26 protein-coding genes are annotated in these 26,568 nt (G+C 67.5%); 8 read left to right on the top strand and 18 right to left on the bottom strand.

The genetic code is table 11. The annotated features are described in order from the left end of the window. The first annotated feature begins 14 nt into the window (after positions 1-14). Both N0B71_RS17400 and N0B71_RS17395 read left to right on the top strand, forming a co-directional pair. Positions 15-203, top strand: coding sequence for a hypothetical protein (locus N0B71_RS17400; RefSeq protein WP_259753908.1), 189 nt, complete (start codon positions 15-17; stop codon positions 201-203). Positions 204-277: 74 nt separating this feature from the next. Then, on the top strand, positions 278-406 hold the full coding sequence (locus tag N0B71_RS17395; RefSeq protein WP_017516671.1) for a hypothetical protein: 129 nt from the start codon (positions 278-280) through the stop codon (positions 404-406). A gap of 175 nt (positions 407-581) precedes the next feature. Here N0B71_RS17395 and N0B71_RS17390 read toward each other — a convergent pair whose 3' ends face one another. The 11 genes from N0B71_RS17390 to edd all read right to left on the bottom strand — a co-directional run bounded on the left by N0B71_RS17390 (position 582) and on the right by edd (position 13,700). Next, positions 582-1,418 carry an aldose epimerase family protein gene (locus N0B71_RS17390; RefSeq protein WP_259753907.1) on the bottom strand — a complete coding sequence of 279 codons (837 nt, stop codon included), beginning with the start codon at positions 1,416-1,418 and terminating at the stop codon, positions 582-584. A 409-nt stretch (positions 1,419-1,827) separates the two neighbouring features. Next, the gene (locus N0B71_RS17385) at positions 1,828-3,186 is read right to left on the bottom strand and encodes a carbohydrate porin (RefSeq protein WP_259753906.1); all 1,359 of its coding nucleotides are present in this window, start codon (positions 3,184-3,186) and stop codon (positions 1,828-1,830) included. Between the two features lie 52 nt (positions 3,187-3,238). Next, positions 3,239-4,399 carry an ABC transporter ATP-binding protein gene (locus tag N0B71_RS17380; protein ID WP_259753905.1) on the bottom strand — a complete coding sequence of 387 codons (1,161 nt, stop codon included), beginning with the start codon at positions 4,397-4,399 and terminating at the stop codon, positions 3,239-3,241. Between the two features lie 11 nt (positions 4,400-4,410). Then, positions 4,411-5,256: a carbohydrate ABC transporter permease gene (locus N0B71_RS17375; protein WP_088418070.1), complete on the bottom strand. Its 846-nt coding sequence runs from the start codon at positions 5,254-5,256 to the stop codon at positions 4,411-4,413. After that, positions 5,249-6,175 (bottom strand): carbohydrate ABC transporter permease, encoded by a 927-nt coding sequence (locus tag N0B71_RS17370; protein ID WP_259753904.1) that lies wholly within the window; start codon positions 6,173-6,175, stop codon positions 5,249-5,251. Before N0B71_RS17370 ends, N0B71_RS17375 begins: the two co-directional genes overlap by 8 nt. Before the next feature lie 100 nt (positions 6,176-6,275). Then, positions 6,276-7,538: an ABC transporter substrate-binding protein gene (locus N0B71_RS17365; protein WP_259753903.1), complete on the bottom strand. Its 1,263-nt coding sequence runs from the start codon at positions 7,536-7,538 to the stop codon at positions 6,276-6,278. Positions 7,539-7,906: 368 nt separating this feature from the next. Then, positions 7,907-8,272 carry an endonuclease domain-containing protein gene (locus N0B71_RS17360; protein WP_259753902.1) on the bottom strand — a complete coding sequence of 122 codons (366 nt, stop codon included), beginning with the start codon at positions 8,270-8,272 and terminating at the stop codon, positions 7,907-7,909. Positions 8,273-8,536: 264 nt separating this feature from the next. Further along, positions 8,537-9,958 carry an ATP-binding protein gene (locus tag N0B71_RS17355; RefSeq protein ID WP_259759608.1) on the bottom strand — a complete coding sequence of 474 codons (1,422 nt, stop codon included), beginning with the start codon at positions 9,956-9,958 and terminating at the stop codon, positions 8,537-8,539. Positions 9,959-9,977: 19 nt separating this feature from the next. Further along, the gene (locus tag N0B71_RS17350) at positions 9,978-10,712 is read right to left on the bottom strand and encodes a response regulator (RefSeq protein WP_259753901.1); all 735 of its coding nucleotides are present in this window, start codon (positions 10,710-10,712) and stop codon (positions 9,978-9,980) included. A 42-nt stretch (positions 10,713-10,754) separates the two neighbouring features. Further along, positions 10,755-11,753, bottom strand: a complete 999-nt coding sequence (locus N0B71_RS17345) for a glucokinase (RefSeq protein ID WP_259753899.1) — start codon at positions 11,751-11,753, stop codon at positions 10,755-10,757. Positions 11,754-11,873: 120 nt separating this feature from the next. Further along, the gene (gene edd / locus N0B71_RS17340; RefSeq protein WP_259753897.1) at positions 11,874-13,700 is read right to left on the bottom strand and encodes a phosphogluconate dehydratase; all 1,827 of its coding nucleotides are present in this window, start codon (positions 13,698-13,700) and stop codon (positions 11,874-11,876) included. A 128-nt stretch (positions 13,701-13,828) separates the two neighbouring features. Between edd and gap the strand changes: the two genes are divergently transcribed. Then, positions 13,829-14,833, top strand: a complete 1,005-nt coding sequence (gene gap, locus N0B71_RS17335) for a type I glyceraldehyde-3-phosphate dehydrogenase (protein ID WP_259753896.1) — start codon at positions 13,829-13,831, stop codon at positions 14,831-14,833. Positions 14,834-15,391: 558 nt separating this feature from the next. Here gap and N0B71_RS17330 read toward each other — a convergent pair. Then, positions 15,392-15,574, bottom strand: a complete 183-nt coding sequence (locus tag N0B71_RS17330) for a DUF1289 domain-containing protein (RefSeq protein ID WP_259753894.1) — start codon at positions 15,572-15,574, stop codon at positions 15,392-15,394. A gap of 151 nt (positions 15,575-15,725) precedes the next feature. Between N0B71_RS17330 and N0B71_RS17325 the strand changes: the two genes are divergently transcribed. After that, the gene (locus tag N0B71_RS17325) at positions 15,726-16,505 is read left to right on the top strand and encodes a hypothetical protein (protein WP_259753893.1); all 780 of its coding nucleotides are present in this window, start codon (positions 15,726-15,728) and stop codon (positions 16,503-16,505) included. Between the two features lie 58 nt (positions 16,506-16,563). Here N0B71_RS17325 and bglX read toward each other — a convergent pair whose 3' ends face one another. The 6 genes from bglX to N0B71_RS17295 form a co-directional block, all read right to left on the bottom strand. Beyond that, complete coding sequence (gene bglX / locus N0B71_RS17320; RefSeq protein ID WP_259759606.1) at positions 16,564-18,861, bottom strand: beta-glucosidase BglX; 2,298 nt, start codon at positions 18,859-18,861, stop codon at positions 16,564-16,566. A 217-nt stretch (positions 18,862-19,078) separates the two neighbouring features. Next, positions 19,079-20,101, bottom strand: coding sequence for an SMC-Scp complex subunit ScpB (gene scpB / locus N0B71_RS17315; protein ID WP_259753892.1), 1,023 nt, complete (start codon positions 20,099-20,101; stop codon positions 19,079-19,081). A gap of 81 nt (positions 20,102-20,182) precedes the next feature. Next, positions 20,183-21,037: a segregation and condensation protein A gene (locus N0B71_RS17310; protein ID WP_259759604.1), complete on the bottom strand. Its 855-nt coding sequence runs from the start codon at positions 21,035-21,037 to the stop codon at positions 20,183-20,185. Between the two features lie 428 nt (positions 21,038-21,465). Next, positions 21,466-22,641, bottom strand: a complete 1,176-nt coding sequence (locus N0B71_RS17305) for a tryptophan--tRNA ligase (protein ID WP_259759603.1) — start codon at positions 22,639-22,641, stop codon at positions 21,466-21,468. Positions 22,642-22,741: 100 nt separating this feature from the next. Then, a complete protein-coding gene (locus N0B71_RS17300) occupies positions 22,742-23,371 on the bottom strand; it encodes an L-threonylcarbamoyladenylate synthase (RefSeq protein ID WP_259753891.1) in 630 nt (209 codons plus the stop codon). After that, entirely contained in the window at positions 23,368-24,243 is an 876-nt protein-coding gene (locus N0B71_RS17295) for a PHP domain-containing protein (protein WP_259753890.1), read from the bottom strand. Before N0B71_RS17295 ends, N0B71_RS17300 begins: the two co-directional genes overlap by 4 nt. A 182-nt stretch (positions 24,244-24,425) precedes the next feature. Between N0B71_RS17295 and N0B71_RS17290 the strand changes: the two genes are divergently transcribed. From N0B71_RS17290 to N0B71_RS17275, 4 genes are all read left to right on the top strand, one after another. After that, positions 24,426-25,019, top strand: coding sequence for a septation protein A (locus tag N0B71_RS17290; protein WP_259753889.1), 594 nt, complete (start codon positions 24,426-24,428; stop codon positions 25,017-25,019). 1 nt (position 25,020) lies between these two features. Further along, positions 25,021-25,320, top strand: a complete 300-nt coding sequence (locus N0B71_RS17285) for a YciI family protein (RefSeq protein WP_037011035.1) — start codon at positions 25,021-25,023, stop codon at positions 25,318-25,320. Between the two features lie 101 nt (positions 25,321-25,421). After that, a complete protein-coding gene (locus tag N0B71_RS17280) occupies positions 25,422-25,844 on the top strand; it encodes a translation initiation factor 2 (IF-2, GTPase) (protein ID WP_259753887.1) in 423 nt (140 codons plus the stop codon). Between the two features lie 13 nt (positions 25,845-25,857). After that, complete coding sequence (locus tag N0B71_RS17275; protein WP_259753885.1) at positions 25,858-26,535, top strand: response regulator transcription factor; 678 nt, start codon at positions 25,858-25,860, stop codon at positions 26,533-26,535. Positions 26,536-26,568: the final 33 nt, after the last annotated feature.

The raw sequence follows: 26,568 nt of genomic DNA, 5'->3' as shown, positions 1-26,568 counted from the left end.
ACCGAAGAACCACGATGAGCCGTGCCGATTACCACCAGCAACATGCCCAGCGCGCCGAGGCCGAAGCCCGGCGCCTGCTGGCCGAGCGCGAGCACCTGGGCGGCCGCTGGCTGCCCTGGGTGGCCGGCGAGCTGTACCGGCTGAGCCCACCCCAGTACGCCAGCATGGTGCGCCGCGAGCTGGAACGCCTGTCCGCCGGCTGAGCGCCGGAGCCTGGCGGGGCTATGCTGAAGCAGTGGGCTCTCGACCCGAGAGCGTCCCGGTGGAGGACAGGCGCATGAAAGGTCTCGACGCGAAGAAGCAAGCGAAGAAGAAGCCGCTGAAAACCGCGCATGAAAAACGCATGGCCAAGCGGCAGAAGAAAACCGGCAAGTCGCTGCTGGGCACGCCCCAGCAACCGTCCTGAGGGCACGTCCCTCGTCCTGCGGATGGCCTCGGTGAGGCTGTCCGCTCACCTCTCTTCCCCCGAGCGACACAGCGAACCTGCAGGAGCGCGCCATGCGCGCGATCGCGGGCATGGCCCGCTCCTACCAGTGTGCTCCGATACATTGCCCAGGTAAGAATGCGCGAACCAATCCTGGTCAGACCAACCCGGCGCGCAGGTTCAGCAGCATCCGTTCGCCCTGGGCGAGGATCAGCCCGCCCGCGCGGTAGCCAGCGGCGCCGATGCACAGGAAGCGCTCCGCCTCGCCCGGCTCCACCTGCTCCACCGCGCGGCTGCCCGGGTGCCAGATGACGCTGCCGGCGCTGGTGTTCTTGTCGATGCGCAGGCGGCGTTGCCAGCCGGCATCCTCCAGCACCAGCGAGCCGGTGTTGTAGAGCACCTGCTTGACCGCACCCCGCGGTGCCCAGGTGTTGGGCAGCCCGCTGGCCTTGCCGTCCAGTTCCATCCCGTGAACCACCGAACGGCGCAGCGAGCCCACGCGCCAATAGGGCTGCAGGGCGAAGCTGAACAGGCAGTCGCTGTCATCCTCGTGGTAGCTGGAGAGTTCGATGTCCAGGTCCTGGCCCAGGCGCGCTTCCAGGCGCACGTGCCAGTCCTCGATATCCAGCTGCCAGCTGATCACCGCCTTCTGGTCGTCGGCCCAGGCATCGAGCATGCGCCACTCGCGCTGGCGCGCCCAGCCGTGTTGCGGCCAGTCGGTTTCCACCGGGTGGCTGCCGAACCAGGGCCAGCAGACCGGGATGCCGCCACGGATCGGCGCCGTGCTCAGGCTCGGCCACTGGCTGGAGCACCACAGCAGCGGGCGCGCGCCGCGCGGCTGGAAGTGCAGCAGTTGCGCGCCCTGGCGGCTGAATACCGCCTGGCACTGCGGGTGATCGATGAGCAGCAGGTCGCGACGCTGGAAGCGCACCCAGTCGAAGGGGCGCTTGGCCCGCATGGAATGAAAAAAGCGCTGCAGCGGATGCTCGAGCATTGTCCGGATGTCCTGATCCAATCCCTGCCCGGACATTCCGGGGCGTGAAGATCTCTGTAGTTTCACTACATAGTATAGAAAAGGCCGCGATTCTAACCGCAAAGCCTAGTCACGCGCAGCGCCTGCGCCACTGAAAATGGGTTCTCACCCCCATGGGGTTCCTATTTTTGCAGGAGCAACTGCCTTCCCCGGACAGGTCTGTGTTTGCGCGCTCCCCTCACCCCAGCCCTCTCCCTTGGGGAGAGGCTGTAGGAGCGAGCTTGCTCGCGAACCGCCTGGGCACCGGAGGCCGGGATGTTCGCGAGCAAGCTCGCTCCTACGAAAAGCCCCGTCGCGGATCTGCAGAACTGGCAGCGGGCAGACAAAAAAGGCCCGTCGCAAGGACGGGCCAGGTTCGCACCGGGAGCAATCAGAAGCTGGACTGGATCTTCAGGCCTGCCACCACGGCGTTGTTGACCTCGTCCACCCCGCCCGGATGGCGGATGTATTGCAGGTTCGGGCGCACGGTGAGCCAATTGGTCACGTGCACGCCGTAGTACAGCTCGGCGTTGTACTCGGTGTCCTGGATGGGCTGGTACAGCGGGTTGTCGTAGTCGTCGATGCCGTTGACCTGGTTGGCCAGGCGCTGGCGATCCTGGACGTCGTCGTTGACGTGGATGCGCGCCACGCCGAAGCCGATGTCATCCTTGGGCCGCGCGTCGAACGGGCCTTTGTAGACCACGCCCAGCTGCTGGTAGTTGTCGACGGTGTTGGTGGCCTTGTCGTGCACCGTGAAGTTGGCGAACAGGCTTAGGCCGCGCGAGGCATCACCGTTGTGCGCGGTGACCTGCTGCTGCGCCACCACCCACCAGCCGTGCTTGCCGCTGTGGGTCTTGGGCGCTTCGCCGGTGAGCGCCTGCGGGTTGCCGTTGACGTCGTCGTACACGTCGTCGGCCTCGGCGGTGCTGTAGTAGTAGCCCAGGCGGTATTCGCCGGGCAGTTGCGCCGCGCCGACCTTGGGCATCCACACCAGCTCCACCGGCAGGATGGTGCCCTTGGTGCCGCTGCCGTTGAGCTTGAAGCCGTTGCCGGTCTCCAGGTTCGACGGGTTCTGGTTGTACGCGCCGATCTGGGCGTACCACTGGTCGTTGAAGTTCCACTTCACGCGGGCGGCCCACTGGCTGACCGGCCAGTTGTACCAGATGCCGCCGACCCAGTTGCCCACTTGCGAGCCGCAGAAGGCCAGGTTCTGGAAGTCGCAGGGGAAGCTGTTGAAGTCCTCGCCCTCGCCGAAGCGGCCGACCTTCACGTCCAGCGCGCCGTCGAAGTACTGCTGCTTGATCCACATCTGCGTCAGGCGCCAGGTCTGGCCGCGGCCCCAGACTTCCTGCACGGAGCTGAACTGCCCGGCGCGCGGGTCGCTGATGCGGTCGTTGGAGAGGTTGCGGCCGCTACGCTCGGTGACGGTGAACTGGAATTCGGTGGCATCCCAGCCAAGGATCTTCTGCAGGTCCAGGTGGGTGCCGAGGGCGAACTGGTCGGAGTAGCGCGCGGTGGTGTGCTGGTCGTAGCCGCCGCCCAGGTTGCTCGCGGCTTCGCCGACGTAGTCGAGCTTGAAGTCGTAGCCCTTCTCCAGCAGTTCGGTGCGCTTGCCGCCCCAGTCGCCCAGGCCCCACTTGGACTCGGATGAGAAGGCGTCGGCGGCATGGGCGACGTTGCCCACGCAGCCCAGTGCGAGCAGGCAGCCCAGGGTTCGTGCTGCAGGCCGGTTCTTGTTGTTCTTGTGCATCTCCAGCGTCCTCGTTGACATGGTTTTTCAGGCAGGAAGTTGATGGCTTGGTTCAGGAATGTTTCTGCCGCGCCAGCGGCGTCACTTTGTTCGCGCCGTCGCCACGCGGGTCGGCGCGCAGGCGCTCGCCGCTCTGCGCGTCGAACAGCAGCGCGCGGGACGGGTCGAAACGCAGCTGCAGGGACGCTCCCGGCAGCGGCGACTGGTCCGGCGCGAGGCGACAGCAGACCTTGGCGCCATTGAGCGTGACGAAGACCAGGGTGTCCGGGCCGGTGGGTTCGACCACCTCGACTTCTGCGCGCAGGTCGTTCGGGCCGTTGGCGCCATCGGTGGCCAGCTGCACCTGTTCCGGACGCACGCCGAGGATCAGCTCGCGGCCCTCGACCAGCCCGGCGTCCAGTTGCAGCGGCAGCTCGCAGCGGTCCTGGCCGCTGTCCAGCAGGCCGACCAGCCGGCCGCCCTGCTGCTGCACCTTGAGCGGGATGAAGTTCATCGGCGGCGAGCCGATGAAGCTGGCGACGAACAGGTTCGCCGGGTCGTTGTAGATCTGCTGCGGCGTGCCGAACTGCTGGACGATGCCGTCCTTCATCACCGCCACCTTGTCGCCCAGGGTCATGGCCTCGATCTGGTCGTGGGTCACGTACACCGTGGTGGTCTTCAGGCGCTGGTGCATCAGCTTGATCTCGGTGCGCATCTCCACGCGCAGCTTGGCGTCGAGGTTCGACAATGGCTCGTCGAACAGGTAGATCTTCGGCCGCCGCGCCAGCGCCCGGCCCATGGCCACGCGCTGCTGCTGGCCGCCGGAGAGCTGCGAGGGCTTGCGCTCGAGCAGGTGTTCGATCTGCAGCAGCTTGGAGACACGCGCCACCTCGGCGTCGATCTCGGCCTTGGGCAGCTTGCGGATCTTCAGGCCGAAGGCGATGTTCTCGCGCACGCTCATGGTCGGGTACAGCGCGTAGGACTGGAACACCATGGCGATGTCGCGATCCTTCGGGCTCATGCCGCTGATGTCCTGGCCGTCCACCAGGATCGCGCCGCCGGTGACGTTTTCCAGCCCGGCGATGCAGTTCATCAGGGTGGATTTGCCGCAGCCGGAGGGGCCGACCAGGATCAGGAACTCGCCCGAATCGATCGACAGGTTGATCGACTTCAGGGTGTCCGCCAGGCCCGCGCCGTAGGACTTGTGCAGATTGTGCAGTTCAAGGGTGGACATCGGTGCTTACCTCAACCTTTGACGGCGCCGGCAGTGAGCCCGCGCACGAAGTACTTGCCGGCCAGTACGTAGACCACCAGCGTGGGCAGCGCCGCGATCATCGCGGCCGCCATGTCGACGTTGTATTCCTTCACCCCGGTGCTGATGTTCACCAGGTTGTTCAGCGCCACGGTGATGGGCTGGGCGTCGCCGCTGGCGAACACCACGCCGAACAGGAAGTCGTTCCAGATCTGGGTGAACTGCCAGATCAGGCAGACCATCACGATGGGCGTGGACATCGGCATCAGGATGCGCAGGAAGATGGTGAAGAACCCCGCGCCGTCCAGCCGCGCGGCCTTCACCAGCGCATCCGGGATCGCCACGAAGTAGTTGCGGAAGAACAGCGTGGTGAAGGCCAGGCCATAGATGCAGTGCACCATCACCAGGCCCGTGGTGGTGTTGGCCAGGCCCAGCTTGCCCAGGGTGAAGGACATCGGCAGGAGGATCACCTGGAAGGGCAGGAAGCAGCCGAACAGCAACGCGCCGAAGAACAGCTGCGAGCCGCGGAAGCGCCACATCGACAGCACGTAGCCGTTCATGGCGCCGATGAAGGTGGAGATCAGCACGCCGGGCACGGTGATCTTCACCGAGTTCCAGAAGTAGTCCCCCACCGCGCCCCAGGCCTTCACCCAGCCAATCAGGGTGAACACATCCGGCAGTGCCAGCAGGTTGCTGTTGCGGATGTCCTCCGGGGTCTTGAAGCTGGTCAGCAGCATCACCAGCAGCGGGATCACGTACAGCGCCACGGCGCCCCAGAGGGTCGCGTGCACCGCCAGGCGGCTCAGGCTGAACGACGGTTTCAGGGTCGAGTCATGCATGGCGCTTGCCCCGCAGTTCGGAGTACAGGTACGGCACGACGATGGCCAGCACGGCGCCGAGCATCAGCATCGCGCTGGCGGCGCCCAGGCCCATCTGGCCGCGGGTGAAGGTGTGGGCGTACATGAACATCGCCGGCAGGTCCGAGGAGTAGCCGGGGCCGCCGGCGGTCATCGCGGCGACCAGGTCGAAGCTCTTGATGGCGATGTGCGCGAGGATCATCAGCGCGCTGAAGAACACCGGGCGCAGGCTCGGCAGGACGATGCGCAGGTAGATGGTCGGCAGGCTCGCGCCGTCCACCTGGGCGGCGCGCACGATGGCCGGGTCGACCCCGCGCAGGCCGGCGAGGAACAGCGCCATGACGAAGCCCGAGGCCTGCCACACGGCAGCGATCACCAGGCAGTAGACGACGCGGTCCGGGTCCACCAGCCAGTCGAAGCGAAAGCCGCTCCAGCCCCAGTCGCGCAGCAGCTTGTCCAGGCCAAGGCCGGGGTTGAGCAACCACTTCCAGGCGGTGCCGGTCACGATCATGGACAGCGCCATGGGGTACAGGTACACCGTGCGGATGAAGCCCTCGCGGCGGATGCGCTGGTCCAGCAGCACGGCGAGGAACACCCCGAGGGCGAGGCAGATGCCGATGAACAGGCCGCCGAACAGCAGCAGGTTCTTGCTCGCCACCCACCAGCGGTCGTTGTCCCACAGGCGCAGGTACTGGGTCAGCCCGGCCCAGCTGTAGGCCGGCATGAAGCGCGAGTTGGTGAAGGACAGCAGCAGCGTCCAACCGATGTAGCCGTACACGCAGACCAGCACCACGAGCATGCTCGGGGCCAGCACCAGCTTGGGCAGCCAGGCCTGCAGGCCGTCGAGCAGCGAAGCACGCGGGCTGGCGGCGGGAGTGAAAGTCGGAGATTGGGTCGCCATCTGCCTTCTCGAGGATGAGTGAACCCACCCGGGCTGCCGCGGCGGCCCGGAGTCGTTCGGTTGGAAGAGAGGCCGGCCCGCCAGGGGGCCGGCTTGCGCCTTACTGCGCGGCGGCCTGGATGGCGGCGCCCAGTTGCTGCGCGGCCTTCTGCGGATCGGCGGCGGGGTCGTTGAAGAAGTTGGTGACCACGTCGAAGATCGCGCCCTGCACGTAGCTGGAGGCGGCCATGCTGTGGGCCATGCTCGGCACCAGGTTGTTGCTGGCGGAGGCGGCCTTGAAGTCCTTCATCGACTGCTGGGCGCAGCTGTCGAAGGGCGTCATGTCGACGTCCAGGCGCACCGGGATCGAGCCCTTGTTCAGGCTGAAGTCCTTCTGGAAGGACGGGTCGAGCACCGCGCGGGCCAGGTCTTCCTGGGCCTTGCGGTTTTCCTCGTTGCTCAGCTTGAACATCACCAGGGAGTCGATGTTGTAGTCGAAGGCCTTCTGCGTACCGGGGAACGGCAGGCACTGGTAGTCCTTGCCCGCCACCTTGCCGGCGGCGGTGAACTCGCTCTTGGCCCAGTCGCCCATGATCTGCATGCCGGCCTTGCCGTTGATGACCATGCCGGTGGCGACGTTCCACTCGCGCCCAGCGGCGTCGGCATCGACATAGCTGTGCAGCTTCTTCAGCGCGGCGAAGACATCCGCCATCTGCGCGCCGGTGAGGGTGCCCTTGTCCAGCTCGACGAAGGCCTTGCGGTAGCCTTCCGGGCCCATCTTGCTCAGCACCAGGTTCTCGAACAGCGTGCCGTCCTGCCACGGCTGGCTGCCGTGGGCCAGCGGCGTGAAGCCGGCGGCCTTGAGCTTGTCGGCGGCGGCGAAGAGCTCGTCCAGGGTGGTCGGCGGCGTGGCGCCGGCCTTCTTGAAGACTTCCGGGTTGATGTACAGCCAGTTCACCCGGTGCACGTTGACCGGCACGGCCACGTAGTCGCCCTTGTACTTCATGATCTGCGCCACCTGCGGCGGCAGCAGTTGATCCCACTTGCCCTGCGCGGCGACGTCGTTGAGGTCGGCGAGCAGGCCCAGTTCGCCCCACTCCTGGATATCCGGGCCCTTGATCTGCGCGGCGGCCGGCGGGTTGCCGGAAACGGCGCGGGTCTTCAGCACGGTCATGGCCGCCTCGCCACCGCCACCGGCGACGGCGAAGTCCTTCCAGGTGTGGCCCTTGGCTTCGACGAGTTTCTTCAGGGTTTCGGCGGCGCGCTTTTCACCGGGGGAGGTCCACCAGTGCAGCACTTCGACTTCGCCGGCGTGGGCCAGCAGGGGGGAAAGACAGAGGGAAGAAAGACAGATGGCGGCCGACAGGCGACGGATCGCATTCATGGGGAGCACCTTGTTCTTGTTATTGGAGGCAAGTCTTCGCTTGCGATGTTCCGAGTCTATCCAAGGCATTCTGGTCTCCGGGTAACGAAGCGATCTTTGATTGTCACGAGGTGGTGACATTGGCGGTCCTTTGGTGGATTTGGCATCGGGGCATATTGGGGCGGCATTGGAAGGCTCCTGAAGTACCGAGTCTTGGCCCACCACCCTCTCCCCGGCCCTGGCTGCGCGCCCCGCTCCGAAGGGAGAGGGAGTCGTTCGGCGTGAAGCGAAACTCCAGTTTCAGCCTGTCTCCTCCTCACTGTCTGAAAGCTGCGGCAGTATCAGGAGCACAGCGCTCCCGGCACGGCAGAGGACAGCCCCCTCTCCCTTCAGGGAGAGGGTTGGGGAGAGGGCGCGGAGCCAGCCTCCAGCGCCAGGCGTATCGCCTCCAGCACCGAATCCATCCTCACCAACACATCATGATTCCAGAAGCGCAGCACTGTGAAACCCCTGTGCTTGAGCCATCCGTCACGCTCCAGGTCCGCATTGGAACCCAGATGCTGCCCGCCATCCAGCTCGATGATCAACATCCGTTCGTGACAGATGAAATCGATGATGTAGGGGCCGATGATCTTTTGCCGGCGGAACTTGAGGCCGAGGAAGCGGTGAGCGCGCAGGCGGTGCCAGAGGGCGCGTTCGGCTTCGGTCTGGTCAGTGCGGAGTTGTTTTGAATATTGGGAGAGATGGGATGACATCCGTGGAGCTCCAGCGGCAGTACTGCTGGAGGCTAGTGCCTCGGCCCACCACCCTCTCCCCAGCCCTGGCTGCGCGCCCCGCTCCGAAGGGAGAGGGAGCCTTCCGAGTTGCCTGTGGGTTTCTGCGTCTACCCACACTAGGACATCAAGCGAACTCTGCGATTGCCACGCGCGCCGGACAGTCCCCTCTCCCTTCAGGGAGAGGGTTAGGGAGAGGGCCGCGACATCCAAGCACTCCCAAACGGCCGGCAGGAGTAATCCGCCCTACTCCACCTCCAACCGCGGCAACCTCAACGTCACCCGCAACCCGCCCTCACGGCGGTTCTGCAGGGTGACTTCGCCGCCGTGGGTATGCGCGATGTTGCGCGCAATGCCCAACCCCAGGCCGTAGCCCTGGCCCCGCTCGGACAACCGGAAGCGCGGCTCGAAGACTTTCTCCAGGCGCTGCTCCGGCACCCCCGGCCCCTGGTCATCGACGTGCAGGACCACCGCGTCCGGCTCATCCTCGATGCTCAGTTGGGCACGGCCGCCGTATTTCAGGGCGTTGTCCAGCAGGTTGCCGATGCAGCGCTTGAGCGCCAGCGGCTTTCCCGGATAGGGCTCCCGGGCGGCGCCCAGCACCTCGACGCGGCCGTCGGCGATGTAGGGCCCGGCGACGTACTGCAGCAACTGGTTGAGGTCCACCGCCTCGACGTTCTCGTGGATATCGGTGTCCTTCACGCATTGCAGCGCGCCCTTGACCAGCAGCTCCAGCTCGTCGAGGTCGTGGCTGAACTTGTCCCGCGCCTGTTCGTCCTCCAGCAGCTCCACGCGCAGGCGCAGGCGGGTGATGGGCGTGCGCAGGTCGTGGGAGATGCCGCTGAACAACTGCGCGCGTTCGTTGACGTAGCGGTCGATGCGCTCGCGCATGGTGTTGAAGGCGCGGGATACCTCCACCAGCTCGCTCGCCCCGCTCTCTTCCAGCGGCTGGTCCTGGCCACCCAGGGCGATGTCGCGGGCGGCGCGGGCCAGGCGCTTGAGCGGGCGGCTCTGCCAGTGCACCAGCAGGCCGGTGAACAGCAAGAGCAGCAGGCTGGTGAAGACGATGGACAGGATCTGCTGCGGCGGCAGGCCCTCGGGCTCCAGGGTGACGTAGGGCGCCGGCATCAGGCTGGCGATGTACAGCCACTCGCTGACGCCGATGCGGATCTGCGTGACCAGCACCGGCGGGTTCACCGGCTCCAGCGTCAGCGCGTAGTGCGCCCAGGAGCGCGGCAGCTCCTCCAGCTTCAGCTCGCCGTTGAACAGCCGCAGGTCGTCGGGGCTGACGAACTCCACCTGCAGCTCGACGTCCTTGCCCAGCTTCTGCCGCAGCACATCCTGCACGATGTCGATCACCGCCTGCTTGTTGGTGGTGTCCGGCAGCGCGCGCATGTCCAGCGGGCGCTCGTTGAGCGAGACGAAGAAGCGCGTGCCGCCCATGCTGCGCAACTGGTCGAGCACCAGCGGGCGGTAGCCGATGGGCAGCGAGCGGAAGTAGCTGACGCTGGCGGCCATGGAGTAGGCCAGGCTGCGCGAGCTGGTGAGCAGGCCGTCGCGCTGGCTGCTGCGCAGGTGGGAAATCCAGAACAGGCTCGACAGGCCCTGGGCGATCAGCACCGCCAGCAGGGTGAGCAGCAGCATCCGGCCGAGCAGTGAGCGCGGCACCAGGGTCCAGCGGCGGCGCTCACTCATGGCCGGCGAGGTGCGGGCGAACCTGGGCGGCCAGCAGGTAGCCGCTGCCGCGTACGGTCTGGATCAGCCGCGCTGGTTTTTCCGTATCCCGCAGGCGTTGGCGCAGGCGCGACACGGCCATGTCGACGATGCGCTCCAGCGGCATCACCTCGCGGCCGCGGGTGGCACTGGCGATGGTGTCGCGGTCGAGGATCTGCCGGGGGTTGTCGAGGAACAGCTTGAGCAGGGCGAAGTCGGCGCCGCTGAGGAAGTGCTCCTCGCCGTCCTCGTGGAACAGCCGGTGGCTGATGGTATCCAGCCGCCAGTCGTCGAAGGCGATGACCTCACCGCCGCGCACCTGGGTGAACTGCGCGCGGCGCAGCAGCGCCTTGATCCGCGCCAGCAGCTCGCGGGGGCTGAAGGGCTTGCCGAGGTAGTCGTCGGCGCCCAGCTCCAGGCCCACCACGCGGTCGGCCTCGTCGGAGCTGGCGGTGAGCATGATCACCGGCATGCAGGCGTGGCGCTGGTGCGAGCGAATCCAGCGACACAGGCTGAAGCCGTCCTCGTCGGGCAGCATCACGTCGAGGATCGCCAGTGCGGCATCCTCCTCGCACAGCGCGCGGCGGAAGCTCTCGCCGTCGGGCACGCTGCGCACCTGGAAGCCGGCGCGGCTGAGGTAGGTTTCCAGCAGCTCGCGGATTTCCTGGTCGTCGTCCACCAGCAGGATGGATTTGGCAGGCTGGTTCACGTCGGGCGTCCTTTCTTGTTGTTATCGGGAGTGAGCGATCGGTCAGCCTTCGTTGCGCAGCGCCTGCTCCAGCGCCACGCCGGCGCCGAACAGGCCCGGGTGCTCCGCCGTCATGACCCACACCGGCACGGGGTCGAGGTACGGCCCGCTGGTCTTGCCACGGGTGCGGAACGCCTCGGCGAAGCCGCTGCGCAGGAAGCGGTCAAGGAAGCGCGGGACGATGCCGCCAGTGATGTACACCCCGCCCAGCGCACCGACCGTCAGCACGGCGTTGCCGGCAACCCGCGCCAGCCAGAGGAAGAAGTGTTCCAGCACCGCGTCGGCGTAGGCATCGCCGGCCATGGCGCGCTCGCCGATCTCGGCGGCGGTGGCGCACTTGGGCTCCACGCCATCGAGTTGGCAGCTCATGCGGTAGAGGTTTTCCAGGCCGCTGCCGGAGAGCACGCGCTCGGCCGAGACGTGGCCGTATTTCTCGCGCAGCAGTTGCCAGAGGGCGAAGTCACGTTCGGACGTCACCGGCAGGTCGACATGGCCGCCTTCGCAGGGCAGCACTTCCCAGCCGCCACCGGGCAGCGGCATCAGGCTGCCGACGCCCAGGCCGGTGCCGGGGCCGATGATCAGCTTGGCGCGGCCTTCCAGCGCCTTGCCGGGGCGCACCTGCACCAGGTGGTCTTGCGACAGCCGCGACGCCGCCCAGGCCATGGTGCTGAAGTCGTTCACCAGCAACAGGTGGCTCAGGCCGAGTTCGGCGCGGAAGGCGTCGCGCTGGATCACCCAGTGATTGTTGGTGAACTTGAAGTCGCCGGCGCCCACCGGGCCTGCGCAGGCCAGGCAGACGTTGTCGATGGCCGACAGCGGCTGGCCGACGCGCTGCAGGTAGTCGCGCACGGCGTCTTCGGGCCGCGGGTAGTCGGCGCAGGCCAGGACCTGGACCGATTCGAGGACTTCACCGCGCCACAGGGCGAAGCGGGCGTTGGTGCCGCCGATGTCGCCGACCAGGGCGAAACCGTTCGAGGCGGGCTGAGCGTTATTGGAATTCATGGCGGGCTCTGGCCTGGAAATGGGTTGGAAGGTTGCGGCGCGGGATGATGCCAGCATAGGTCAGCGCCGGAAACGCCCCATGCGACGGACAGGCAGCCACGTCGCACGGGAGGCATGCGGTCAGCTTGGGCCGTTCAGCTCCGCCGTGAAGCTGCAGGCACCCTGCTCCGCCGGGCTGAAGGCATTGCGCATGAAGGCGAACAGCTCGCGGCCCATGCCCAGGTTATCGATGACCGGGGTTTCCACCAGGGGACGGGCATCCCATTGCGCCGCATCCACCAGCACGCGCAGCTCGCCGGTGGTGCCATCGACGCGCACGATGTCGCCGTCGCGCAGCTTGGCCAGCGGGCCGCCGTTGAGCGCTTCCGGGGACACGTGGATTGCCGCCGGCACCTTGCCGGACGCGCCGGACATGCGCCCGTCGGTGACCAGCGCGACCTTGAAGCCACGGTCCTGCAGCACACCGAGGAACGGCGTGAGCTTGTGCAGCTCCGGCATGCCGTTGGCGCGCGGGCCCTGGAAGCGCACCACGGCCACCAGGTCGCGCTCCAGTTCGCCGGCCTTGAAGGCCGCGGCCAGGCTGGCCTGGTCATGGAAGATGCGCACCGGGGCTTCGACGATCTGGTGCTCCAGCGCCACGGCGGACACCTTCATCACGCCGCGACCGAGGTTGCCTTCCATCAGGCGCAGGCCGCCTTCGGGGGAGAACGGCTTGTCGATGGGGCGCAGGATGTTCTCGTCCAGGCTCGCCGCCGGGCCTTCGCGCCAGACCAGCCTGTCGCCATCGAGGAAAGGTTCCTGGAGGTAGCGGCGCAGCCCCTTGCCGACCACGGTCTGCACGTCTTCATGCAGCAGCCCGCCGTCGAGCAGCTGGCGGATCAGGAAGGACATGCCGCCCGCCGCCTGGAAGTGGTTGATGTCGGCCTGGCCGTTGGGATAGATGCGCGCCAGGGTCGGCACCACCTCGGAGAGGTCGGCCATGTCCTGCCAGGTCAGCTGGATGCCGGCGGCCTGGGCAATGGCCAGCAGGTGCAGGGTGTGGTTGGTCGAGCCGCCGGTAGCCAGCAGCGCCACCACCGAGTTGACCATGGCCTTCTCGTCGACGATTTCCGCCATGGGCACGAACTGGCCGTTCTCCGGCGTCAGGCGCGCGGCCTGGCGGGCGGCTTCGCGGGTCAGCTCGTCGCGCAGCGGGGTGTTCGGGTTGACGAAGGACGCGCCCGGCAGGTGCAGGCCCATCACCTCCACCAGCAGCTGGTTGGTATTGGCGGTGCCATAGAAGGTGCAGGTGCCCGGCGCGTGGTAGGAGGCCATCTCCGAGGCCAGCAGCTCCTCGCGGGTGGCCTTGCCTTCGGCGAACAGCTGGCGCACCGCGGCCTTCTCCTTGTTGGAGATGCCGGTGGGCATGGGGCCGGCGGGCACGAACACCACCGGCAGATGGCCGAAGCGCAGCGCGCCGATCAGCAGGCCGGGGACGATCTTGTCGCACACGCCCAGGCACAGCGCGGCGTCGAACATGTTGTGCGACAGGGCGATGGCGGTGCCCATGGCGATCACGTCGCGGCTGGCCAGGGACAGCTCCATCCCCGGTTCGCCCTGGGTCACGCCGTCGCACATAGCCGGCACGCCGCCGGCGAACTGGCCGACCGAGCCGATCTGCCGCAGGGCGTCCTTGATCAGCTCCGGGAAGCGCTCCAGCGGCTGGTGCGCGGAGAGCATGTCGTTGTAGGCGGAGACGATGGCGACGTTGGCCTGGTTCATCAGCCGCAGGGCCTGTTTGTCGGATTCACCACACGCCGCGACACCGTGGGCGAGGTTGCCGCAAGGCAGCGTGCCGCGGTGCGGGCCCTTGGTGGCGGCTGCCTTGACCAGGTCGAGGTAGCGCTGGCGCGTGGCCGCGCTGCGGGCCTGGACGCGCTGGGTGACTTCAAGCACACGAGGGTGCATGGCAGCATTCTCCTACAGACTATCGGTTGTTGTTTTTACAACATAATCATCGATTACTGGGCGTTTACTTTTCGTCGACGGCGAAATTTAATGGTTTTTACCACAACAAAAGAAAAGAGACGACCTCCATGACTATACGCCTGGCAATCAACGGATTTGGCCGCATCGGTCGGAACGTACTGCGCGCGCTCTACTCGGGACCCTACCGCCAGCACCTGCAAGTGGTGGCGATCAACGACCTGGGCGACGCGGCGATCAACGCCCACCTGTTCCAGTACGACAGCGTGCATGGGCGCTTCACCGGCCGTGTCGAGCACGACGCCGAAAGCCTCAGGGTAGAGGGCGACCGCATCGCCGTCACGGCCATCCGCAACCCGGCGGAGCTGCCTTGGCAGGCGCTGGGAGTGGATATCGTGCTGGAATGCACCGGCCTCTTCACCTCCCGCGACAAGGCCGCCGCGCACCTGCAGGCCGGCGCGCGCCAGGTGCTGATCTCCGCGCCCGGCCAGGGCGTGGACGCCACGGTGGTGTTCGGCGTCAACGACGGCAGCCTGCGCGCCGAGCACCGCATCGTCTCCAACGCCTCCTGCACCACCAACTGCCTGGCGCCGGTCGCCCAGGTGCTGCACCGCGAGCTGGGCATCGAACACGGGCTGATGACCACCATCCACGCCTACACCAACGACCAGAATCTTTCGGACGTCTACCACAGCGACCCGTACCGCGCCCGCTCGGCCACCCAGTCGATGATCCCAACCAAAACCGGCGCGGCCGAGGCCGTGGGCCTGGTGCTGCCGGAGCTGGCGGGCAAGCTGACCGGCCTGGCGGTGCGGGTGCCGGTGATCAACGTCTCCCTGGTGGACCTGACGCTGCAGGTCGCCCGCGACACCAGCGTGCAGGAGGTCAACGCGCTGCTGGAGCGCGCCAGCGAGGGCTCGGCGATCCTGGGCTTCAACCGCCAGCCGCTGGTTTCGGTGGACTTCAACCACGACCCGCGCTCGGCCATCTTCGACGCCAGTCATACGCGGGTGAACGGCAGGCTGGTGAAGGTGATGGCCTGGTACGACAACGAGTGGGGGTTCTCCAACCGCATGCTGGATACGGCGCGGGCGATGGTCTTGGCGCGGGGGTGAAAAGGGTTCGCGAGCAAGCTCGCTCCTACGAAGAGCGCGTACGCTGCACCTGTAGGAGCGAGCTTGCTCGCGAACGGCCACCATGCCGACAGGTCACTCAGCTCCCTAGGGCGCATAACGCGACAGCGTTATCCGCCGTGACGGGTGCGGCGGATAACCCGTTCCGGGTTATTCGCCCAACGTCTAGAGCCCTCGCTGAACCATCGCATTCACCTTCGACCGCCCTCTCCCTAACCCTCTCCCTGAAGGGAGAGGGGACTGGTTCGGTGCAGGAGGACACAACGCTTTCACCCGGCACGATCTGCCCCCTCTCCCTCCGGGAGAGGGCTGGGGTGAGGGCAACCCTGGGCACGAATACCCAGTTCTATAGGGCGCATAACGCGACAGCGTTATCCGTCGCGCAAGGTGCGGCGGATAACCCGTTCCGGGTTATTCGCCCTACGTCTACTCCGAGCGAACCTCGATGCGCTGAACCGTAGGAGCGGATCTTATCCGCGAAGCTCTTCCGGACCCATTCGCGGACAAGGTCCGCTCCTACGAAGAGCATGCCGGGCGCGGCTACCGATACCGCCTTCTCCCCTGCGCCTCCAGCACCAGCAAACGCATGTCCGCCTCCGCCCGGATCGCCTCCTGGCCCAGGGGGTCGGCGCGTTTCCACGCCTTGATTTCCTCGCGGCTGCGGCCGCAGCCCAGGCAGATGCCTTCCTCGAATTCGCAGATCTTGATGCACGGACTCTTCACGGACTTCCTCTCGATGCAGGGATGACTGTCAGTGGGCCTGCACAATGGACACCCACGCGGCGCCGAGGTCCAACTCGATTTGCCCATCGGCGCCATCGACGCGGCCAATCGACGCGCTAGAATCCGCCCTCCACGCCTGCCGGCCTCGCCCATGCTCGCCCTCAAGCTCACCCTGGTTCCGCTGTTCCTGCTGCTGGTGTCCCTCGCCGGGCGCTGGTGGGGGCCGACCGTTGCCGGTTGCCTGGCCGCCCTGCCCGCCATTGCCGGGCCGATTCTCTACCTGATCACCCTGGAGCACGGCCGCGACTTCGGCGCCCGGGCCGCCCTGCTGGCGCTGGCGGCGATCTTCGCGGCGGAAGCCTTCAACTTCGCCTACGCCTGGCTGTGCCGGAAGCACCGCTGGCCACTGGCGCTGACCGGCGCGATGCTCGCCTGGCTGGTGGCCGCCTGGGGACTGACGCAGTTGCCTGCGCAACCTGTCTGGGCACTGCTGGCGGCGGCAGTGGGCGCACTGACCAGCCAGCGGTTCATGCCCCGCGCCGAGCTGCCCGCCAGCATCGCCGCGCTCGGCCGCTTCGAGCTGGGCCTGCGCATGCTCGCCGGCGCGTTGCTCACCCTGGCCGTCACTGCCCTCGCCGGCTGGGCCGGGCCGAGCTGGAGCGGCCTGCTGGCGGTGTTCCCGCTGCTTTCCATCGTGCTCTGCGTGTCGTCGCAGCGGCTGCATGGCGCCGGCTTCGTCGTCGCCCTGCTGCGCGGCATGGTCACCGGGCGCCCGGCCTTCGCGGCGTTCTGCCTGTGGCTGGCGCTGCGCCTGCCTGGCCACGACGCGCTGCCCAGCTTCGCCGAGGCGGCGCTGCTCGCGGTGCTGGTGCAAGGCGGGGTGCGCGGGCTGATCGGCCTGCGCTCGCGCAACACGACCAAGGCCGCCTGAAAGCAAAACGCCACGGCTGATCCAGCCGTGGCGTTTGGTTGGCAGCAGCGCGTGGCGCTTAGAGCAGCGTGAAGCTCTGCTCCTTCACGTTGTCCGAATCCAGGCCGACGTAGACCTTGAATTCGCCCGGCTCGGAAGCGTAGCGCAGCTGGCTGTCGTAGAAGCGCAGGTCTTCCTCGCGGATCGGGAACTGCACGACCTTCGACTCGCCCGGCTGCAGCAGGATCTTGCTGAAGCCCTTGAGCTCCTTGACCGGGCGGCTGATGGACGCGGCGACGTCGCGCAGGTAGAGCTGCACGGTGGTCTCGCCGGCGCGCTTGCCGGTGTTCTTCACGGTCACGCTGGCGGTGAGCTGGTCGCCCTTCTTCAGCTTGCTGCCCGACATCGTCACGTCCGAGACGCTGAACTCGGTGTAGCTCAGGCCGTAGCCGAACGGGTACAGCGGGCCGTTCTGCGAGTCGAAGTAGCGCGAGGTGTACTTGTTCGGGTGCTCGTGGTCGAACGGGCGGCCGGTGTTCAGGTGGTTGTAGTAGATCGGCACCTGGCCCACCGAGCGCGGGAAGGTCATGGTCAGCTTGCCCGACGGGTTGTAGTCGCCGAACAGCACGTCGGCGATGGCGTTGCCGCCCTCGGTGCCGCTGAACCAGGTTTCCAGCACCGCATCGGCGTTGGCGCTTTCCCAGCGCAGGTCCATCGGCCGGCCGTTCATCAGCACCAGCACCAGCGGTTTGCCGGTGGCCTTGAGGGCCTTGAGCAGCTCGACCTGGCTCTGCGCGATGTGCAGGTTGGTCTTGCTCGACGCCTCGTGGGCCATGCCCTGGGATTCGCCGACCACGGCCACCACCACGTCGGCCTGCTTCGCCTTCTCGACGGCTTCGTCGATCATCGCCTGCGGGCTGCGCGAGTCGACCTTGACGTCTTCGCTGTACTCGTTGAGGTATTTGACGATCTCCGGATCGTCGGTGACGTTGGCACCCTTGGCGTAGAGCAGCGCGGCGTGGCCACGGGTGGCGGCGCCCATGCCCTCGAGCACGGTCACGGCCTGGAAGGCCTTGCCGGCGGCGGACCAGCTGCCCATCACGTCGCGCTTGCTGTCGGCCAGCGGGCCGATCAGGGCGATCACGCCGTCACGCTTGAGCGGCAGCACGCCGCCTTCGTTCTTCAGCAGGACCATGCCCTTGCGCGCGATCTCGCGGGCATCGGCGCGGTGCAGGCGCTCCTCGGCGTCGGTGTCGACCGGGTCCTTGCCCTGCAGGTAGCGGTACGGGTCCTGGAACAGGCCCATGTCCCACTTGGCGGCGAGCACGTCGCGGCAGGCGCGGTCGATCTCGGCCTGGCTGATCAGCCCGGCCTTGAGCAGTTCGGGCATGTGCTTGCCGTAGAGGTCGTCGTTCATGTTCATTTCGACGCCGGCATTGATCGCCGCCTGGGTGGCGTCGCGCTCGGTGGCGGCCACGCCGTGCTTGATCAGCTCCAGCACCGCGCCGTGGTCGCTCAGGGTCAGGCCCTTGTAGCCCCACTGGCCGCGCAGCAGGTCCTGCAGCAGCCACTTGTTGGCAGTGGCCGGCACGCCGTTGATGCTGTTGAGCGAGACCATCACCGCGCCGGCGCCGGCGTCGATGGCTGCGCGGTACGGCGGCAGGTAGTCCTGGAACATGCGCTGCGGGCTCATGTCCACGGTGTTGTAGTCGCGGCCGCCTTCGCCGGCGCCATACAGGGCGAAGTGCTTGACCCCGGCCATGATGGTGTCCGGCTGGTTCAGGCCCTTGCCCTGGTAACCCTTGACCACCGCGGCGGCGACCTTGCTGGTCAGCCAGGCGTCTTCGCCGAAGCCTTCGGACACCCGGCCCCAGCGCGGGTCGCGGGCGATGTCGACGGTGGGGGAATAGGTCAGGTTGAGGCCGTCGGCGCTGGCCTCGATGGCCGAGACACGGGCGCTGCGCTCGATGGCGGCCAGGTCCCAGCTCGCCGCCAGGCCCAGGCCGATGGGGAACACGGTGCGGTGGCCGTGGACCACGTCATAGGCGAAGAACAGCGGGATCTTCAGGCGGCTCTTCATGGCCGCGTCCTGCAAATCGCGGATACCGGGGCGGACGACGGTGTTGAACACCGCGCCGGTGGTGCCCGCGGCGATTTCCTTCAGCAGTACCGGCTTGGGATGGTCCGGCCCGACGCTGACCAGGCGCAGCTGGCCGATCTTCTCTTCCAGCGTCATGCGTTGCATCAGGCTGTCGAGGAAGGCGTCCTTGGATTGGCCGGGCAGCGGCACGGCGGGTGCGGCGGCAGGCGCCTGGGCGGCGGATAGCGAAGCGCTGCCAAGGCCCAGCAGGAGGCCGAGCCAGCAGATACGGCTGATTGGAGTTCTTTTCATATGGGTACTCAGCAGCCGGCGCGAGGCGCCAGGTCACTGTGGAATGTGGTTAAGAGACGTCGTCAGGGCGGTCGTTCGGGCGGCATCCCCGGGTGTTGCCGCCAGCGCCTTGCGAACGCGGCACATAAGGTCGTCGCGCTGGCGGCGGAAGTCAATCACCGAACGGCTGGAAAGCCTCGGCCAAATGCGCCAAAGGCTGGGTTCAATGGTCGCGATTGCGCGCGTTGAACTCCATTTCCTCGAGCATGGCCTCGCGCAGCGCGCGCTCCTCGTCCCACTCCTCCTCCACTGGCGTGGCTGCCGGCGGCTGCGGTGCGGGGGCCGGGGTGTCGTCCCCGGCGGCCGATTCGGCCTCGCCCTGCGGCTCGACCTCCGGCAGCGCGTGCACGCCGCTGAAGTCGGCGTCCACGCCGGTGTCTTCGTCGTCGCTCGGCGGGCGATCGATCAGGTCGTCGAAGTCGGTCTTCAGGCCCTGCTCCATCTCGTCCAACTCGGCGAGCAGGCTGCGGAAGCTGGTTTCCTCCTTCGGCTCTTCCGGTGGCGCGGGCTCGGGCTCCTCGCCGGCATCGCGCAGCGCCTGGTCGGCCAGGGCCTGCAACGAGGGCGGGACGTAGTCCTCGTCGTATTCCTCGGGGCCCGGCAGGCTGACGCTGGGCGCCATGTCCTCGAGGATCGGCTGCGGCTCGGGCTCCATCAGCTTCAGCTCGGCCAGCGGCGGCAGCTCTTCCAGGCTCTTGAGGTTGAAGTAGTCGAGGAAGGTGCGGGTGGTGGCGAGCATCGCCGGGCGGCCGGGCACCTCGCGGTAGCCGACGATGCGGATCCACTCGCGCTCCATCAGCGTCTTGACGATCTGGGTGTTCACCGCGACGCCGCGGATTTCCTCGATCTCGCCGCGGGTGATGGGCTGGCGGTAAGCGATCAGCGCCAGGGTTTCCAGCAGTGCACGGGAATAGCGCTGCGGGCGTTCTTCCCAGAGCCGGCCGACCCACGGGGCGAACTTTTCGCGCACCTGCAGGCGGTAGCCGGTGGCGACCTCCTTCAGCTCGAAGGCCCGCCCGGAACAGGACAGGCTCAGCACCGCCAGCGCATCGCGGAACTGCTGCGGTTCGGGGCGCTCGGCCTCTTCGAACAGCTCGCCGAGGCGTTCCAGCGACATGGGCTTGCCGGCAGCCAGGAGGATGCCTTCGAGCAGGGTCGCCAGTTCTTGCGGGTCGGAGAGATTCATCGAGGGCTCGGTTCAGGTGGTAAGAAGGCCGTTCAGGCGGGAAAGCTACTCAAAGCGCGGCGCCAGGGCAACGCCGGACGATCAGAGCGGCTCTTCGTCCGGCTCGCCGTGCGCATCGGCGCCCTCGTCGAAATGGCCGTCCTCGAAGGTCAGCTCGGCCGGCGGCGCCTCGCGGGGCTCGAAGACGTCCTCGTCGCCCTCCTCCACGTCGTCCCCGGCCGGCGCGGCGCCTTCCTGCACCTCCGTGCGGGCGCGGACGTGGATGGGCGCAAAGGCTTCGTTCTGCACCAGCTCCACCAGTTGCTCCTTGACCAGCTCCAGCACCGCCATGAAGGTCACCACCACGCCGAGCTTGCCTTCCTCGACGCGGAACAGCGTGATGAACGGCACGAAGCCCTCGCCTTTGAGGCGTTCCAGAATCTCGGTCATGCGCTCGCGGGTGGAGAGCATCTCGCGGGTGACCTGGTGGCTTTCGAACAGGTCGGCGCGACGCAGCACCTCGGCCATGCACAGCATCAGCTCCTGCATGTCCACTTCCGGCAGCAGCCGGCGCGCCCGCGCATCCGGCGCGGCAACGGTGGGCACCACGTAGTCGCGGCCCAGGCGCGGCAGCTCGTCGAGGTCCTCGGCGGCCTTCTTGAAGCGCTCGTATTCCTGCAGGCGGCGGATCAGCTCGGCGCGCGGGTCCTCCTCTTCTTCCTCGGCCTCGGCCGAGCGCGGCAGGAGCATGCGTGACTTGATCTCGGCGAGCATGGCGGCCATCACCAGGTACTCGGCGGCCAGCTCCAGGCGCACCGACTTCATCAGCTCGACATAGCCCATGTACTGGCGGGTAATCTCCGCCACGGGGATGTCGAGGATGTTGATGTTCTGCTTGCGGATCAGGTAAAGCAGCAGGTCGAGCGGGCCCTCGAAGGCTTCGAGGAAGACCTCCAGGGCGTCCGGCGGGATGTACAGGTCCTGCGGCAGCTCCGTCAGGGCCTCGCCGTAGACGAGCGCCAGCTGCACCGGCACCTGGTATTCGGGGGCGGCGGCGGGGGCTTCCGGCTCGGTCAGGTCACTCATCGGCCACTCGTCAGGCGCTGGGGTTCGAAGGCGGCATTATCCCTGCTTTTGCGGGCGGCGCGAGGGGCTTTTGGCGGATTTGCGCGCGCCGCGGCCTGCCTGTGCGTAGGAGCGGACGCTGTCCGCTCCTACGAAGAGCAAAGGCCCCTCACCCTAACCCTCTCCCGCAAGCGGGAGAGGGAATAGATTGCAGCAGGTGGAAACCATGGCATCAACCGGCACGGACGGCCCCCTCTCCTCTGGGAGAGGGCTGGGGTGAGGGGATAGCAGGCACCGATTGCCGAGAGAGCTACGACTCGTCAGCGGTACGACAACCCCATCGCATGCCGCACCTCCACCAGCGTCTCCCGCGCGGCCTCGCGGGCGCGTTCGGCGCCCTCGGCGAGGATGCTGCGCACCAGTTCGGGGTTGTCCTCGTAGTCCAGCGCGCGCTCCTGGATCGGTTCCAGCTCGTGGAGGATCGCCTCGATCACCGGCCGCTTGCAGTCCAGGCAGCCGATGCCGGCGCTGCGGCAGCCCTCCTGCACCCACTGGCGGCAACCGTCGTCGGAGTAGATCAGGTGCCACTGCCACACCGGGCAGCGCTCCGGCTCGCCCGGGTCGCGGCGGTGCACGCGCGCAGGGTCGGTGGGCATGCGGGCGATCTTCTCCTCGATCACCGCCGGGCTGTCGCGCAGGGCGATGGTGTTGTGGTGCGACTTGGACATCTTCTGCCCGTCCAGCCCCGGCATCTTTGGCGCGTGGCTGGTGAGCGTCTGCGGCTCGGGCAGCAGCATGCGGCTGCTGCCTTCGAGATAGCCGAACAGCCGGTCGCGGTCGCCCAGGGTCAGGCTCTGCTGCTCCATGAGCAGCGCGCGGGCGGTTTCCAGCGCCTGCGCGTCGCCCTGCTCCTGCCAGGCGCGGCGCAGGCTGCTGTAGAGCTTGCCGGTCTTCTTGCCCAGTCGCGCGATGGCGGTCTGGGCACGGTCCTCGAAGTCCACCTCGCCGCCGTAGAGGTGGTTGAAGCGGCGGGCGATCTCGCGGGTGAATTCGACATGGGCGAACTGGTCCGAGCCCACCGGCACCAGGCCCGCGCGGTAGATCAGGATGTCCGCGGCCTGCAGCAGCGGATAGCCGAGGAAACCGAAGGTGGAGAGGTCCTTGTGGACCAGCTTCTCCTGCAGCTCCTTGTAGGTCGGCACGCGCTCCAGCCAGGACAGCGGGCAGATCATCGACAGCAGCAGGTTCAGCTCGGCGTGCTCGGGCACCTGGGACTGGATGAACATCGTCGCGGCGCTGGGGCTCACGCCCACCGCCAGCCAGTCGATGGCCATGTCGCGCACGTGCTGGCGGATGCTGGCGGTCTCGTCGTACTCGGTGGTCAGGGCGTGCCAGTCGACGATGGAGAAATAGCATTCGTACTCGTGCTGCAGTTTCACCCAGTTCTGCAGCACACCGTGGTAATGGCCCAGGTGCAGGCGCCCGGTGGGGCGCATGCCGGACAGCACACGGCGCAGGGATTCGACGCTGGTCAAGCGGTCAACCTCGCGGGTTCGGCGATCAGACGAGGGAGTATAGCCAGCACGCCGGGGCTGTTCAGGCGTTGACCATGAAGGGTTCCGGGTCGCCGCAGCCGACGCGCACCACCACCGGGTCCTCGTCGGTCAGGGCGATCACCGTGGAGGCCTCGCCGCCGCCGAAACCGCCATCGATGATCAGGTCCACCGAGTGTTCCAGCAGGTCGCGCATCTCGTAGGGGTCGTTCAGCGGCTCGCTCTGGCCGGGCAGGATCAGGCTGACGCTCATCAGCGGCTCGCCCAGTTCCTCCAGCAGCGCCAGGGCGATCGGGCACGCCGGCACGCGCAGGCCGATGGTGCGGCGCTTGGGGTGCAGCAACATGCGCGGCACTTCGCGGGTGGCGTTGAGGATGAAGGTGTAGGGGCCGGGGGTGTGCGCCTTGAGCAGGCGGAACAGGCCGGTGTCGACCTTGGCGTACAGGCCCAGCTCGGAGAGGTCGCGGCAGACCAGGGTGAAGTTGTGCTTGTCGTCCAGCCGGCGGATGTGGCGGATGCGCTCCACGGCCGACTTCTCGCCGATGCGGCAGCCCAGCGCGTAGGACGAGTCGGTGGGATAGGCGATCACGCCACCCTGGCGGACGATCTCCACCGCCTGCTTGATCAGGCGCGCCTGGGGATTCTCCGGGTGGATCTGAAAGAACTGGCTCATGGCGTCTCCTTGGTCCCGATGGCGTTCTCGGCGCTGGCGAAGCGCGGCCAGAGCGGCGGCAGGTCGTCCGGCACGCTCCGGTAGAGGCCCAGCTCCGACCAGTCGCTGGGGCCGTGGAAGTCGCTGCCGGCGGTGACCATCAGGCCGAACTCGCGGGCGAGGATGCTCAGCACGCCCACCTGCTCGGCCGGCTGCGGGCCGTTCACCACCTCGATGGCATGGCCGCCGGCGGCGATGAAGTCGGCCACCAGCTTGCGCCGTTTGGTGCGGGTGAAATCGTAGTGGTACGGGTGCGCCAGGCTGACCCAGGCACCCGCCGCGCGCAGCGTGCCCACGGCATCGGCAAGGCTGGGCCAGTGCTGCTTGACGTCGCCCAGCTTGCCGGCGCCCAGCCATTTGCGGAAGGCTTCGGCGCGGTCCTTGACGTAACCCTGGCGCAGCAGGAACTCGGCAAAATGCGGGCGCGCCGGGGCGTTCTCGCTGTCGCCCAGCTCGGCCTGCACCGCCCGTGCGCCCTCGAAGGCGCCGGGCATGCCCTTGGCCTCCAGGCGCCGGCCGATCTCCTCGGCGCGGGTCCAGCGGGCGCGATGCAGATCCGCCAGCGCCTTCACCAGCGGCTCGGCCTGGCCGTCGAAGCCATAGCCCAGCACATGAATGGTCGCCCCGCCCCAGGTGCAGGACAGCTCGACGCCGTCCACCAGTTCCACACCCAACGCCTGGGCGGCGCGGCGCGCCTCGGGCAGGCCGTCGAGGGTGTCGTGGTCGGTCAGAGCGAGTACGCGCACGCCGCGCCCGTGGGCGCGCTCGACCAGGGCCGTCGGGCTGAGCTGTCCGTCGGACGCGGTGCTGTGGCAGTGCAGGTCGACTCGCATGGGGCTTCCAGGGAATGCAGGGTGAGGTTGTGTCGCGATAGCTTTCTGTATAGACGTTTCTGAGTCACCGCTCCCGCGGCAATGCGTTGAAACCATGATCTGACGCAGCGTTGGGCGGATGGCCCTTTCAGTTCATCCGCAGGTTGGTATTATGCCGGCTCTACTGGGCTCTGGCTGCCGTAATGAAGCAATTCATCGATTTCATTCCCCTCATCCTCTTCTTCATCGTCTACAAGCTCGACCCGCGCAACGTCGAACTCGCCGGCCAGAGCTTCTCGGTCGGGGGGATCTACAGCGCCACGGCCGTGCTGATCGCCGCCTCCGTGGTGGTCTACGGCGCCCTGCTGATCAAGCAGCGCAAGCTCGACAAGGGCCAGTGGGTGACCCTGGCCGCCTGCCTGGTGTTCGGCGGCATGACCCTGGCCTTCCACAGCGAGACCTTCCTCAAATGGAAGGCGCCGGTGGTGAACTGGCTGTTCGCCCTCGCCTTCGCCGGCAGCCACTTCGTCGGCGACCGCCCGCTGATCCAGCGCATCATGGGCCATGCCGTGCACCTGACCGATTCCCTCTGGGCGAAGCTGAACATCGCCTGGGTGCTGTTCTTCCTGATCTGCGGCTGTGTCCAGTTGTTCGTCGCCTTCACCTTCCAGAGCATCTGGGTGGACTTCAAGGTGTTCGGCAGCCTGGGCATGACCCTGCTGTTCCTGATCGGCCAGGGCGTGTTCCTGGCCCGCCACATGCACGATGAACCCACCGGCGAAAAACCCAAGGACTGACATGCTCTACGCGATCATTGCCCGTGATATCACCGCTTCCCAAGAACGCCGTCTGGCTGCCCGTCCCGCGCACATCGCACGCCTGGAGCAGTTGAAGGAAGAAGGCCGCCTGGTGTTGGCCGGCCCGCACCCGGCCATCGACAGCAACGACCCGGGCGCCGCCGGCTTCACCGGCAGCCTGATCGTCGCCGAATTCGACTCCCTGGCCGCCGCCCAGGCCTGGGCCGACGCCGACCCGTACCGCGCCGCCGGCGTCTACGCCGAGGTCGTGGTCAAGCCGTTCAAGAAAGTATTGCCGTAACGATCCACCATCGTTGCAACCCCAGGGCAGGGACGCCGGGGATGCGCAGCCGAATCCACCGCCTCGTCGAGGTCGGTACTGCCATCGAACAAGGAGTCGCGATGCATCGACTGCCCCTGCTGTTCAGTCTCGCCCTGCCCCTGCTCGCCCACGCGGAGGACCCCGTTGTGCCCTCCAGCGAGGCCGCGCTGTCCACTCCACAGCCTGACGCCGCCAGCACCGACGAGCGCATCAGGGCCCTGGAGAGCCGCCTGGCGCAGAGCGAGCAACAACGCCAAGCGCTGGCGGCGCAACAGGCCACGCCGGCGGACAACAGCCAGGACGAAGCCCGTATCGCCCGCCTGAGCCAGGAAAACCAGCGGCTGAAACTGCAACTGCGCGAGGCCCAGGCCAACCAGCCGCCGCGCCTGCTCAGCGAGCAGCAGACCTGGTACGTGGCCGGTGCCGGCACCGCCGTGCTGGCGTTCATCCTGGGCATGCTCAGCCGTGGCCGACGCCGCTCGCGCCGCGAATGGATCAACTGAAAGAAGCGTCTTCATGAGTGAACTGCTGCTGATCGACGATGACATCGAACTCTGCGAACTGCTGAGCACCTGGCTGACCCAGGAAGGCTTCAGCATCCGCGCCGCCCACGACGGCGCCCAGGCCCGCGCCGCCCTGGGCAGCCGCGCGCCGGACGCGGTGGTGCTCGACGTCATGCTGCCCGACGGCAGCGGCCTGGAACTGCTCAAGTCGCTGCGCAGCGACCACCCGGACCTGCCGGTGCTGATGCTCTCTGCCCGCGGCGAGCCGCTGGACCGCATCCTCGGCCTGGAACTGGGCGCCGACGACTACCTGGCCAAGCCCTGCGACCCGCGCGAGCTGACCGCCCGCCTGCGCGCCGTGCTGCGCCGCAGCCACCCGGCGCAACCCACCGCGCAGCTGGAGCTGGGCGACCTGGCGCTGAACCTGTCGCGCGGCGTCGCCACCGTCGGCGGCGAAGAGATCAGCCTGACCCTCTCCGAGAGCCGCATCCTCGAAGCGCTGCTGCGCCAGCCGGGCGAACCGCTGGACAAGCAGGCCCTGGCGCAGCTCGCCCTGGGCCGCAAGCTGACCCTCTACGACCGCAGCCTGGACATGCACGTGAGCAACCTGCGCAAGAAGCTCGGCAGCCACCCCGACGGCCGCCCACGCATCCTCGCCCTGCGCGGGCGCGGCTACTTCTACGCCGCCTGAGCGCCGCCGCGCCGGGCGCGCGGGCCGCTCTGG

It is taken from the genome of Pseudomonas sp. GCEP-101, from assembly GCF_025133575.1.
In the GTDB taxonomy this organism is placed as follows: domain Bacteria; phylum Pseudomonadota; class Gammaproteobacteria; order Pseudomonadales; family Pseudomonadaceae; genus Pseudomonas; species Pseudomonas nitroreducens_B.
The sequence above is the reverse complement of the archived record's forward strand: the minus strand, read 5'-3'. Positions and strand labels throughout refer to the sequence as shown.